The organism is Buchananella hordeovulneris (assembly GCF_001907235.1).
Classification (GTDB): domain Bacteria; phylum Actinomycetota; class Actinomycetes; order Actinomycetales; family Actinomycetaceae; genus Buchananella; species Buchananella hordeovulneris.
On sequence record NZ_MQVS01000008.1, the window covers coordinates 136,100 to 148,624 of the forward strand.

General features: G+C 69.0%; 9 protein-coding genes. 5 read left to right on the forward strand and 4 right to left on the reverse strand.

All coding sequences use genetic code 11. The features are described 5' to 3' along the window. Positions 1-32: 32 nt before the first annotated feature. The 3 genes from BSZ40_RS08485 to BSZ40_RS08495 form a co-directional block, all read right to left on the reverse strand. Positions 33-1,451: a flotillin family protein gene (locus BSZ40_RS08485; RefSeq protein WP_073825236.1), complete on the reverse strand. Its 1,419-nt coding sequence runs from the start codon at positions 1,449-1,451 to the stop codon at positions 33-35. Beyond that, positions 1,448-1,948, reverse strand: a complete 501-nt coding sequence (locus tag BSZ40_RS08490; protein ID WP_073825237.1) for a hypothetical protein — start codon at positions 1,946-1,948, stop codon at positions 1,448-1,450. Before BSZ40_RS08490 ends, BSZ40_RS08485 begins: the two co-directional genes overlap by 4 nt. A 104-nt stretch (positions 1,949-2,052) precedes the next feature. Next, positions 2,053-4,536 (reverse strand): DEAD/DEAH box helicase, encoded by a 2,484-nt coding sequence (locus BSZ40_RS08495; RefSeq protein WP_073825239.1) that lies wholly within the window; start codon positions 4,534-4,536, stop codon positions 2,053-2,055. Positions 4,537-4,609: 73 nt separating this feature from the next. On the opposite strand from BSZ40_RS08495, the gene BSZ40_RS08500 reads away from it, so the two are divergent. From BSZ40_RS08500 to BSZ40_RS08515, 4 genes are all read left to right on the forward strand, one after another. Then, positions 4,610-5,536: a phosphatase PAP2 family protein gene (locus BSZ40_RS08500; RefSeq protein WP_073825241.1), complete on the forward strand. Its 927-nt coding sequence runs from the start codon at positions 4,610-4,612 to the stop codon at positions 5,534-5,536. 171 nt (positions 5,537-5,707) lie between these two features. Continuing rightward, positions 5,708-7,609: a ribonucleoside triphosphate reductase gene (locus BSZ40_RS08505; RefSeq protein ID WP_073825243.1), complete on the forward strand. Its 1,902-nt coding sequence runs from the start codon at positions 5,708-5,710 to the stop codon at positions 7,607-7,609. Positions 7,610-7,613: 4 nt separating this feature from the next. After that, positions 7,614-8,396 carry an anaerobic ribonucleoside-triphosphate reductase activating protein gene (locus BSZ40_RS08510; RefSeq protein WP_425425650.1) on the forward strand — a complete coding sequence of 261 codons (783 nt, stop codon included), beginning with the start codon at positions 7,614-7,616 and terminating at the stop codon, positions 8,394-8,396. Between the two features lie 118 nt (positions 8,397-8,514). Then, positions 8,515-9,120, forward strand: a complete 606-nt coding sequence (locus BSZ40_RS08515) for a GNAT family N-acetyltransferase (protein ID WP_073825248.1) — start codon at positions 8,515-8,517, stop codon at positions 9,118-9,120. On the opposite strand, the gene manA is transcribed toward BSZ40_RS08515, so the two are convergent. Beyond that, positions 9,022-10,236, reverse strand: a complete 1,215-nt coding sequence (gene manA, locus BSZ40_RS08520; protein ID WP_073825250.1) for a mannose-6-phosphate isomerase, class I — start codon at positions 10,234-10,236, stop codon at positions 9,022-9,024. The two genes, BSZ40_RS08515 and manA, sit on opposite strands and share 99 nt — an antisense overlap. A 350-nt stretch (positions 10,237-10,586) precedes the next feature. On the opposite strand from manA, the gene BSZ40_RS08525 reads away from it, so the two are divergent. Then, positions 10,587-12,525: DUF7926 domain-containing protein (locus BSZ40_RS08525; RefSeq protein ID WP_222842768.1), on the forward strand; the 1,939-nt coding region annotated here is incomplete at its 3' end.

A 12,525-nucleotide genomic window follows, 5' to 3' on the forward strand; every position in this document is an offset into this window, starting at 1 on the left:
CGGGCGGGGAAGGAAACCGCCCGGCGGCAGGCTTACTGTTCGCTGCCGATGCGGCCGGGGGTGGTGGCCACCCGCCGACCGGTGGAAACCGCCACGGGCCGCTCATCGGCGGTGGCCTTTTCGGCTGCCTGATCCTCCGCGCTAGCGAAGCGGGTGACCAGGTCCTTCAGATTGGCGCCCGTCAGCGCGCCCACGATTTCCTCCAACTGGCTGAAGTTGTTGGCCACGGCACGCGGCAGGGCCCCGGCCCCGTCGGTCGACACCACGGTCATCTGCTTGATCTCGCTCATGGGTGCCGCCAACTCGCGGGCCACCTGCGGCAGGTTTTCCATGATGATCTGAATGATGGCGGCCTGGCCGTAGTTGGCGTAGGCCTGCGCCTGGGCATCCATCGCCGCGGCCTTGGCCAACCCGACGGCCTGCGAGGCGGCCGCCTCGGCCTCACCACGGGTGCGCACGGCCGACGCCTCCGCCCGGGCCCGCACCTGGGTCGCCTCGGCTTCCGCCTCGGCCTCCCGCAACCGCTCGAACTTGCCTGCCTCGGCGGACTGCTCACGGGCGTACCGCTCAGCGTCGGCGGGCTTGCGCACCTCGGTCTCCAGCTGCTTCTCGCGTAGCACGGCACGGGCCTGAGCGGCCTCGGCCTCCACGGCCGCGATCTCCCGCTCCTTCACCGCGGCGGCCAACGGCCCAGCCGCCGCCGCTTCGGCTTCTGCCCTGTCCGTCTCGGCCCGCAGAATCGAGCGCTTGAGCGACAGGTCACGTTCCCGTTCGGCGATCAAAGACGCCGAGGTCACCTCGGCGTCGCGGGCGGCCCGCTCGTTCAGGGCCTTGGCCCGCCGGGCCTCCATGCGCGCCCGCTCGGCCTCCGGGGCCCCGAGGTTCTCGATGTAGCCGTTGGGGTCGGAGATGTTGGTGATCTGGAACGACTCGATCGACAGCCCCATGGTCGAGACCTTGGTGACGGCGGCGTCGTAGACCTCGCGCCCAAAGGCTTCCCGGTCGCTAATCAGGTTCGAGATGGACATGCGGCCCGCCACGTCACGCAACGCCCCGTACAGGATGTCGCCCGCGGACTTGGTGATCTCCTGGCCCGGGTTTTGCGAACCCAGGTAGCGTTCGGCCGCGGCCCGAATGGATGGGGTGTCGCTGCCGACCTTCACGGTGGCCACCGCGTTGATGGACACCGGCACTTTGGCCTCGTCCAGGCCGTCTTCCAGGCTGATGCCGATGGAACGCTGCGCCAGCGACAGCCGCTGGCTGGACTGGATGATGGGCAGCACGAACGTGCGGCCACCCGGCGGGACGACCTTGACTTCCCCGCCCTTGGCCGCCCCCGAGACGATCAACGCCTCGGACGCCCCCACCGTGATAGTGCGCGAGATGATGAACGCGAAGACGGATAGGAGGAAGAGGGCGACAAGCACAATGATGATGATGATTGGGTTCATGGGGTTCCTTGCTGGTCAAAAATGTCGACAGTGACATTGGTGACGCCGTCGCGGGAGTCGTCGGCTGACACGATGTGCACGATCTGACCGGTGGTGAGGTGGGTTGGCCCGGTGGCAGGCAGAGTGACGTGGTTGTCGCGGGCAACGAGGCTGACGGAGCCGTTGCCGTTGGACCACCACATCACCTGGCAGCGCCCCCACAGCAGCTCGGCGCTGGTCAGCGGTTGCGCAATGGCTTCCCGGCGGGCAAAACGCAGTAGCGGCGGCACGGTCAACACGGCTACGGCTACCCCGACGCCCACCACGAGCAGGGTGTAAGCCAGTAGGGACCAGGACGCCTCCGTCGCCACCCAGGCAATGCCCCCCGCTGCCCCGCCGATGGCGAGCGTGACCGCCAGCCCGAGGAGCAGTTCGTCGGCGAAGTCCAGGCCGATGTCGATGAACGTGGCCAGCAGCAGCAAGCCGATACCGGCAGCAATCAGCAGCGCAAAGATCATCGAGTTTCCTGGAGGAAGTGAGGGGAAGCAAGCAGGACTGAGTTTAGTTCGGTGGGCTTGCGTGCGGGCCGTTTTCGTCGCCGTTAGGGGCGATCAGCCCATGTCTAGGTCCCGCCACCCCGCTCCCGCCCCTTGTTCGTCTCCGCCGCGTCGCTGGGCTGGGTCGCGGGGGCGGTGGCGCGGGCGAAGGCCCGCAGGAGCCGGGCGGCGGCCTCCTTGTCGAGCGGTTCGTTGCCGTTGCCGCACTTGGGCGACTGGATGCACGACGGGCACCCCGCCTGGCAGGGACAGCTGGCAACCAGGTCCGCGGTGGCTTGCATCCATTCGTGGCGGGCGGCGAAGCCCCGGGCGGCAAACCCGGCGCCGCCGGGTAGCGCGTCGTGGACGAAGATGGTGGCCTGGCCCGTCTGGGGATGCCAGGCGGTCGAGAGCCCGCCGAGGTCCCAGCGGTCGCAGGTGGCCAGCAGTGGCAGCATGGCGATGGCGGCGTGCTCGGCGGCGTGGAGCGCCCCTGGTAGTTGGGCCTCCGTCAGGCCGAGGCGCTGCCACTCGTCGGACGATACGGTCCACCACACCGCGGTGGTAGTCAGGGATCGCTCGGGCAGTTCGAGGGGATGGGCGGAGAGAATTTGCCCGTCGGGCACCTGCCGCCGGTCGTAGTGCGTGACCTGCTCGCGCACCGCCACCTTGCCGGTGTGCCACTGCCCGCCCGCACTCGCCGCGGCGGTGGCGGTGGGCTCCAAAATGTCGATGCTGGTGCGACTGCGGGCCCGGGTGCGCCAGCCTGGTTCAGCGGTGGGGCGCACGAGGACGTAGTCGTCGTGCAACTCCACCACCAGGTAGAGCTGTCCTTGATGCAGGTAGAGGGCACCGGGATGCAAAGTGGCGTCGGCACGCGTGCCCGCGCTGGCCTGCCCGACGACGACGCCCGTATCTGCCCGCACTATCGGCAAGGTGTGGGCGGCGCCCCGCAGGTCCGTCAGGGCGGAGGGGCGGGTTGGCTGGGAATAGTTCCAGTACCAGCCGCCCGGCCGGGCCCGGAGCAGGCCCGCGGCAGCTAGTTCGTGCAGCAGGGTGGAGTCGGGCAGGTCAAAGAGGCGGTAGTCCTCGCGGGTCAGGGGCGCCTCGGCGGCGGCCGCGCACAGGTGGGGGGCCAGCACGTGCCAGTTGCCGGGGTCGAAAACGGTGGCTTCGACGTCGGCCAGGAAGGCCTCGGGGTGGTGCAGCAGGTACTGGTCGAGGGGGTCGGCGCCCGCCACGAACACGGCCAGTCCGCGGGCTCCGGCCCGCCCGGCCCGGCCTGCCTGCTGGCGCAGCGAGCTGCGCGAGCCGGGCCAGCCCGCGGTGATGACCGCGTCCAGTCCGTTGATGTCTATCCCCAGTTCCAGGGCGCTCGTGGTGGCCAGCGCCCGCAGCTGCCCGGCCCGTAGTGCGGCCTCCAGGGCGCGGCGCTCCTCTGGCAGGTAGCCGCCGCGGTAGGCCGCCACCGCGCCCGGCTCGCGCAGAGGCCCGCCCGGCGGCCCGTCGCTGGGGCGCGGTGCCGCGGCCGCCAACCAGCGCTGCACCGTCTCGGACACGGTCTCGGCGGCGGCGCGGGAACGCACAAACACCAGGCTTTGGGCTCCAAGATGGGTGAAACGGGCCGCCAAGCGGGCCGCCTCGCTAGTGGCCGAGATGCGGGTGACTTGCCCGGCAGGCGACTCAGCTGCAGCTGCCGGGCTGGTGCCTGCCCCGGCGGGGCGCGCGATCGACGGCTGCCACAGCGCCACCAGCTGCGCCCCGCGCGGCGAGGTGTCGCGGGTGATCGGGACAATCTCCGTGGGAGACACCCCCAGCAGGCGGGCGGCGCTGGCGGCGGGCTCGGCCACGGTGGCCGATGCGCACACCACCGTCGGGTTGGCTCCTGCCCGGCGGGCCAGGCGCAACAAGCGGCGGAGCACCAGCGCTACGTGTGCGCCGAAGACGCCCCGGTAGCTGTGGCACTCGTCGACGATCACCACCCGCAACTGGCGCAGCAGCCGCTGCCACCGGCGCTGGCCCGGCAGCAGGCTGTGGTGGAGGAAGTCTGGGTTGGTGAGCACGATGTCGGCGTGGGCGCGCACCCAGGCCCGGGCCTGCGCGTCCGTATCCCCGTCGCACGTCTCCGCCGCCACGGGCAGGCCCCCGGCGGCGATCAGCCGTTGCAGGGACGCCAACTGGTCAGCGGCCAGCGCCTTGGTGGGGGCCAGGTAGAGGGCCGTGGGACGGCAGCGCCACGCCGCCACCGAGCCGCTCGTCTCGGCGGCCGCTGTCAAGGCCGAGAGCACCGGCAGCCACCCCACCAGCGACTTGCCGGAACCGGTGCCGGTGGCAACTACCACGTGCCGCCCGGCCGCCACGGCGTCGACGGCTTCCGCCTGGTGCTGCCACAGGGACTGCACCCCTGCGGTCGTCAGGGCCGCCACCACCTGCGGATGCACCCACTGCGGCCACGGGGCGCACTGCCCGGGCCGGGCGGGCACGCTATGCCAATGCACCAGCTGCTGCTCGCGCGCGCCTGCCTGCTGCAGGTAGGCGGCGAGCGTGGCAATGACATCGGCAGGTGGCATGGCACCAGTGTGCCTGGAAACTCGCGCAGCCCAGGTCTAGGTCTCGCTCAGGCCGACTACGTAGGCTGGGGCGATGCACAAGCCCTCGCTCCCTTCCCGCAACGGCCCCGATTGGCCGGTGCTGGCGCTGGCTGCTGCGTGGCTGGCGGGCTTGGGGGCCGGCTACTGGGTGTTTATTCGCACGCGGTGGGGGCAGGCCGTGGACGGCTCCGGCATGGCGCATTTTTCTGAGCTCACCCCCCTGCACGAGGTGGCGCGCCTGGCGGGCACCGTGTCGGTGACGACGCTCGTGGTGGGCATGGTGCTGGCGGCCATCGCGGGGTTGGCGCGCCGCCGATGGTGGTTGGCGCTGGGGGCGGCCGCTGCGATTGGGACGGCGATGGTGGTCACTGAGTTGTTGAAGGAATGGGTGCTGCCGCGGCCCGATTTTCGGATCGGCTGGTCGCTGGCCAATTCCTACCCGTCTGGGCACGCCACGGCGGTGACCGTGGTGACCCTGGTGGCGCTGGTGACCATGCCGCGCAGTTGGCGCCGTTACTTTCTGCCGGTGGCGGTCGGGGTGCCGCCACTGCTGGGGGCGGGCCTGGTGGCACTGGAGTGGCATCGGGCGTCCGATGTCGCTGCCGCCTGCGCGGTGGCCACCGCGTGCGTGCTGGTGGCGTTATCGCTGGCGGGCGGGCCGGTGGCGCGCGAGCGGGCCGCCTGGGCGCGCACGACGCCGGGGCGGGGGGTGCCCTTCGGCGAGGGGTGGCCGCGGGGCTGGAGTTTGCGGCTCGGGGTTGCGGGCCTGGCGGCGCTGGGGGCCGCCGTGTGGTGCGGGTGGTTGACGCGGGCGGCGTGGGATGAGCAGTCCGCGGAGTTCCTGGTAGACGACATTTCGACCGCCTCCCTGGGGGCGGCGGACGTGGCGATTTTCGGGTTGTCGGCCTGTCTGATCCTGGCTGCCGGGTTGGGCTCGGTGGCCAGCGTCCTGTGGGCGGCCGATCGGGCCAAGGTGTAGGGCGGTCGGTTCGCTGGCGGTCGGCCTGGTCGGGACGTTAGTCCCCGTAACCGGCGACTGCTTCCAGTTTGAACCACATCATCTAGTGGCCGTGGCGTGTTGGTGCCACAACATCTTGTGGTGACGGGCGTAGCGTGACTGGTGTCAGAGTTCGCCTTCGCAGGAGTTGCCATGAGCCCCACCGCCCCCACACAGACCCTCCACCCGCACCTAGCGCAGGCGGACCAGGTCCGGCCAGAACTCCTGGTGGACGCCATCGGCACGGTCGAGGAATACCTCGACCGATCGGATTGGCGCGTCAACGCCAACGCCAACCAGGGCTACTCGTTGGGCGGGCTGATGCTCAACACCTCCGGCAAGATGATCGCCAACTACTGGCTCACCCGCGTCTACGACCCGGCCGCCGGGGCCGCCCACCGGGCAGGCGACCTCCACATCCACGACCTCGACATGTTCGCCGGCTACTGCGCGGGCTGGTCGCTGAAATCCCTGCTGCAGCAGGGCTTCAACGGGGTACCCGGCGCGATCGCGGCCGGTCCGGCCAAGCACTTTTCCAGTGCGGTCGGCCAGATCGTCAACTTCCTTGGCACCCTGCAAAACGAGTGGGCGGGCGCGCAGGCCTTCTCCAGCTTCGACACCTACATGGCCCCATTCGTGCGCCTAGACCAGATGAGTTACGAACAGGTGCTGCAAGGCATGCAGGAACTCATCTACAACCTGAACGTGCCCTCCCGCTGGGGCACCCAAACCCCGTTTACCAACCTCACGTTCGACCTGACCTGCCCCGCCGACCTCGCCGACGAAGTGCCGCTAATCGGGGGCGAACTGTGCGACTTCACCTACGGCGACCTGCAGGCCGAGATGGACCTCATCAACCGCGCCTACATGGAGGTCATGACCGCCGGCGACGCCGAAGGTCGGGTTTTTACCTTCCCCATTCCTACCTACAACATGACCGCCGACTTCGACTGGGACTCTGCGCTGGCCGACCGCCTGTTCGCGATGACCGCCAAATACGGCCTGCCCTACTTCCAGAACTTCATTAACTCCGAGCTCGACCCCGGCATGATCCGCTCCATGTGCTGCCGCCTGCAGCTCGACCTCCGCGAACTGCTCAAACGCGGCAACGGGCTCTTCGGATCGGCTGAACAGACAGGCAGCGTCGGCGTCGTCACCCTCAACTGTGCCCGGCTGGGCTACCTCTTCCCCGGCGACGAGGCGAGCCTGCTGGCCCGCGTGGACGGACTCATAGACCTCGCCGTGGGCACCCTGGAACGCAAACGCGAAGTCATCCAACACCACATCGACACCGGCCTGTTCCCCTACACGCGCCGCTACCTCGGCACCCTGGAAAACCACTTCTCCACCATCGGCGTCAACGGCATGAACGAGATGGTGCGTAACTTCAGCGGCGACGCCTACGACATCACTGACCCGCGCGGGCACGCCCTAGTCGTGCGGGTGCTCGATCACGTGCGCGCCCGCATGGTCGCCGTGCAGGAAGCCACCGGCCACCTGTACAACCTAGAGGCCACCCCCGCCGAGGGCACCACCTACCGGTTCGCCCGCGAGGATCGCAAACGCTTCCCCGCCATCCTCCAGGCTGGCACCCCGGACCAGCCTTACTACACCAACTCCTCGCAGCTGCCCGTCGGCTTCACCGACGACCCCTTCGAGGCCCTGGAGCGGCAAGAGGAACTGCAAGGCAAGTACACGGGCGGCACCGTGCTGCACCTCTACATGAACGAACGCATCAGCTCGGTCGAGGCGTGCAAGAACCTGGTGCGTCGTTCCCTGACCAACTTCCGCCTGCCCTACCTCACCATCACCCCGACGTTCTCCATCTGCCCCACCCACGGCTACCTGCCGGGTGAACACCCCACCTGCAGCAAGTGCGCCGCCGCCCGCCCGCACGGCGAGCCCGTGCAATGCGAAGTGTGGACCCGCGTGATGGGCTACTTCCGGCCAGTGACCAGCTTCAACATCGGTAAGCAGGGCGAATACGCCGAACGGGTCATGTTCACCGAACAGGCCGCCGCCGGGCACGGCCCGCTCGTGCGGGCCGCCCGCTAGGCCCGTGGACACCAGACGGCGGCAGCCCGGCCAGGTGCGGGCCGGAGGCGGCCCCCGCCCCGCGGCCCCCGCCGAGTCCCTGCAGATAGCCGGGCTGGTGCCGCTGTCCACCACCGATTGGCCCGACCGCCTGACCGCCACCGTCTACCTGCAAGGCTGCCCCTGGAGCTGCACCTACTGCCACAACTGTGACCTCATCGACCCGCGCACGCCCGGGCAGGTGCCGTGGGCAGAAGTCGGGGCCCTGCTGGAGCGCCGGGCCGGACTGTTGGACGGAGTCGTCTTCTCCGGTGGGGAAGCCACCCGGCAGGCGGGCCTGGCCGACGCACTGGCCCGAGTGCGCCGCGCCGGCTTTGCCACAGGCCTGCATACGGCAGGGGCCTACCCGCGCCGCCTAGCCGCCCTGCTGCCCCTCCTGGACTGGGTGGGCCTGGATCTCAAGGCTCTGCCCGCGCACTACCCCGCCGTTGCCGGACCAGGCGCCCGGGGGCAGGACGCCTGGGACTGCCTCGACCTGCTGGTAGCCGCCGGTATCGCCCACGAAGTGCGCACCACCGTCCACCCCGGCTCCGTCGCCGCCACCGACGCGCTCGCGGTCGCCCGCGCGGCTGCGGCCCGCGGCGCCCGCTGTTTCGCGCTGCAAGAAGCTCGCACCCGCGGCACGACGCCCGCCTTCGCGCTGTCCGCTAAGGAGTGGGACGAGACGCGCTGGCGCCGCGAGTGGCGTGCGCTGGTAGCTGCGGTGCAGGACTTGGCTCCGCTGCAGGTGACGGTGCGGCCCGCCTGAGGGTGGCCCCGACCAGCAGCCCGAAGCACACCCCGACGGGCAGACGGTGCGGCCCGCCTGAGGGTGGCCCGCTTGCCGGGATCTCCAGGGCCGGGTCGGCATGCGGCAAGATTGAGGAATGAAAGTGCAGGTACGGCGCTACCGCAGTTGCGATGCCCAGGCAACGGCGGACGTCTTTCGGGCCGCCGTGTTGCGTACCGCGGCTCACTACTACTCCTCCGCCCAGCTGGAGGCGTGGATCTCCGGCAGCGAGGACCTCGCGGGCTGGGACCAGCGGCGCTCTGCTGCCTGGACGGTGGTAGCGGAGATAGACGGGCGCGTCGTCGGCTTCGCGGACCTGACAGCCGAGGGGGTGCTGGACATGCTGTTCGTGCACCCCGACCGCGGACGGCAGGGGGTGGGCCGGGCCCTGGTGGAGGTCGTGCTCGGCAAGGCCCGCCGCCGTGGCCTGCAACGGGTGCGTACCCGCGCCAGCCGCGCGGGGCGGCCGGCTTTTGCCCGGCTAGGGTTTGTTGTTGATGCCATCAACCTGGACAACACCATCCGGGGGGTGCGGGTGCCTAACTTTGACATGCACATTGTCCTGGCGGATCCCCGGGCGGCGGGGCAGCGCGGCTGGGACCGCCTACGGCACTCCCGCTTGAACTACGGTTCCCAACCCCGCCACCGTTACCGGCCCGGCGGCAGCGGGTACGAACGCGGCCTGGCCGCGCGCGAGAGGTAGTGTGCCCGAGGCCGCGGTGGAGGCCACCAGGTGACCCTCGGTGCACAGCAGAATGCGTGGTCCGCGGCCCGGGATGGTGCACGCCTCGTTGCGAGTGTCGGTGACGGATAGTTCAAAGTCGTCTACCGGCGCGAAGTAGACGCGCGTGTGGGCGGTGATGTGCTCGGGGGCAATGCGGACGGGGGGCGCGGCCTTCGCTTCGACGCAGGAGAGCATCTCGGGTACATCTACGTGTTTGCTGGTGAGGCCCGCCCGCAGCACGTTGTCGGAGTCGGCCATGATCTCCACCCCGAGGCCGGACAGGTAGGCGTGCACCGTGCCGGCCGGCACGTATAGCGCTTCGCCGCGGCGCAGCGAGACGGGATTGAGCAGGATGGAGGCGACGACGCCCGGGTCAGAGGGGTAGCGTTCCGCCAGGCGACCGACGATGGTATCGGCACGCAGGGACGGCGACTGGCCCGCCGCCAGGCGCTTGGCGACTTCCTGTACGAAATGCTGCACGGCCTGCGGGCCGGGGCGGGTCTCGGGGCGCATGAGGTGCGCGAAGGCGTCGCGGAGCCCAGTGCCGTTGGTACCGGTGGCCAGGATGGCGGCGAGTTTGGTGGCCAATGGGTCGGCGAGGTCTGCCAGCAGTTCGGCGGCGCGGCGCGGCGCGCGGAAGCCGGAGAGGGCTTCGAAGTCGGTGAGGGCCAGCAGCATCTCGGGCTTGTGGTTCTTGTCGTGGTAGTTGCGCCGGGGGTCTTGCAGCGTGATGCCGCGCTGGTCTTCGTCGTCGTAGCGCGCTGCCGCCCGGTCCCGGCTGGGATGGACCTGGAGCGAGAGGGGGGCGGCGGGGGCGATGATTTTTAACAGGTAGGGCAGGCGGCGGCCGAAGCGTTTTTCCACCAGTGGGCCGAGGGCGGCATCCGGCAAGGCGGTGATGGCGTCGGCGAGGCTGGCTCCCGTCTCCAGGCGGCACACGCCCCGCGGGTGGGCGCCGAACCAGACCTCCGCCAGGGGTTCGGTGGTCGCGGGGGTGCCAAGGAACTTGGGGATGGCCGTGCGGGACCCCCAGTCGTACCGCTGCTGGGCGCCGGTAAGGCGCAAAACGGCGGGGCCACTCCCTGTATCTAGCATTGGGCGAGCTTAACTCAGTTAAATGAGCAGAAATGCGCAAATAGGGCGCAGCTGCGGACAATAGGGGCGTTTCACGGGCAGTTGCCCGTCCCGGCCTTGTAGTCCGGCCACAAAGTTAACCGAATGATAACGATCGGTTTGTGACGTTAAAGACAAGGGGCCGGCAATTCCGCGTGCCCACTTAACCGATTCAAGCTTGAAATTTCGCCTGCGCCGGGGGTGTAGGGCAGCGGTGCCGGGTGCATGACGTGGCCCTTCCCTCCATATACCCGGCTGATTATCGGCTGCCATTCAGGTACTGTCGCCGGTAGCTGTGTCAAACCTGGACAGGCAGAATTTTAAGGAGAAACGTGTTCACCAAGCCACTCTTTGCGCCCACCTCGGTGCGCGCGCGGGTTGCTGCGATCATCGGCGTTTTCGCGCTGTTGTTCGCCTACGCGGTCGCTGTGGCCGCGCCGACGGCCTGGGCGGCCTCGCCCGACATCGTTGTGACGAAACTGGTCAAGTCCGACGTAAACGGCAACGAACAGCAGGGTGCCTTGCGGGTGGACGACGTCGCCAAGCTCGCTTTCACCTGGAGTGCCCCCACGGGCAAGCCCAGCAAGGGTGACAGTTTCTCCATCGGCCTACCCGCGGAGTTCACCAACCTGGAAGCCCCGCAGAAGCGGCCCCTCGAAGTGACGCACAACGGAGCCCAGGTGCAGGTGGGGGAGTGCTCCCTCACCGCCCAGGAGATTGTTTGTACCTTTAATGAGAAGACTGACGACCTGCACAGCCAGGGCTTTCGGCAGTGGTCCGGCGCAGGCGAGGCGCTGCTGAAGGCCAAGGCCGAGCACCGCCAGGAGGAGAGCACGTTCACGCTGAACGGGACTCCCAAGAACATCGACCTGCCCGGCAACGGCGGCATCGGCCCGCAGGCCAAGGCCGTGTACGTCAAGGAAAGCTTCACCAAGGTCGCCACGCCGCTGACCCGCAATTCGAAGGTGCTGCAGTGGGAAACCCGCCTGAACACCGCCTACCTGCGGGAGGAGCTGGCCAAGGCCGGCACCAACCTGGTGCTCGACAAGCAGACCCGCACCAAGCTCGTCTTCACCGACGTGTTGGGGCCGGGCCAGCGGTTCAACGAGGACCTCGCCAACTGGCGTTTTGGCATTCGGAACCACGCGGGCGAACCGGAGATGTCCGCCGTCCCGTTGACGCAGGGCGACGGCAAGGACCTGAACACCGCTTACGGTGACTTCAACCTGGAAGTAGCGATCTCGGGTGACCCGAGCGAGGGGCAGCGCGCCACCATTACCGTGGAGGGCCCGTTCTGGCCGGACGCCAACTACCGCCTGTGGTACCAGTCGATCCCGACCACGGACGACGCGCGGGTGGTCCCCGGCTTTAAGTACACCAACGAGCTGAGCCTGCAGCAGCTGCGGGCCACGGCGGAGCGCTTCTACTCCGACTCCTTCACCGTGACCGTCAACTACTTGCCGAACTTCGGTGGCTTTGACATCACCAAGCTGGCGGGCGGGGACGGCGCGATGCTGATCCCGGCTGACACCACCTACCAGGTGGCGGTCGACTACACCCTGCCGGGCGGTGCCACCATCGACACGTACGCGAACCAGAACTGGCAGGCCCCGGGCACTCCGAAGGCGGACAAGACCGGTGGTAACGCCACCTTCGCTGTCACCCTCGGGAAGAAGACGACCTTCCAGGGCCAGTTCCCGGTCGGCACCGTGGTCCGGCTGAGCGAGGACCCGGCGACCGCCTCGAACGCCCCGGCTGGTTACAAGTACGGGCAGCCGACCTTCTCCAAGTCCGAGCTCACCATCGAAAACGGTAAGTCGCTCGCAGTGGAACTGACCAACAGCGCCGTGCAGCAGCGCGGGAAGTTCACGGTCACCAAGACCGCGCAGGGAGCGGCGGTGCCCGCCGATAAGGAGTTCACCTTCAACTACACCTGCGGCACCCAGCAGGGCACCTTGAAGGCCAAGGCCGGGGGCCCGGCCGTTGCCTCCCCGTTCTTCCCCGCCGGCACCAAGTGCACCATTACCGAGGATGAGACCGCCGCGCAGTTGGCCGGTTTCAACCTCACCGTGCCCGCCGCCCAGACCGTGACGATCGGCGCCGACCCGGCGCAACCTACCGCCGTCACCTTCGACAACGTCTACGCCGCCCAGACTGGGAAGTTTTCTGTGGTGAAGTCGGTTGTGGGGGTTGTGGTTCCTGGTGATCGGGAGTTTGTGTTTGATTATGTGTGTGGGGCTGATCGTGGTTCGTTGAGTGTGCGGGCTGATG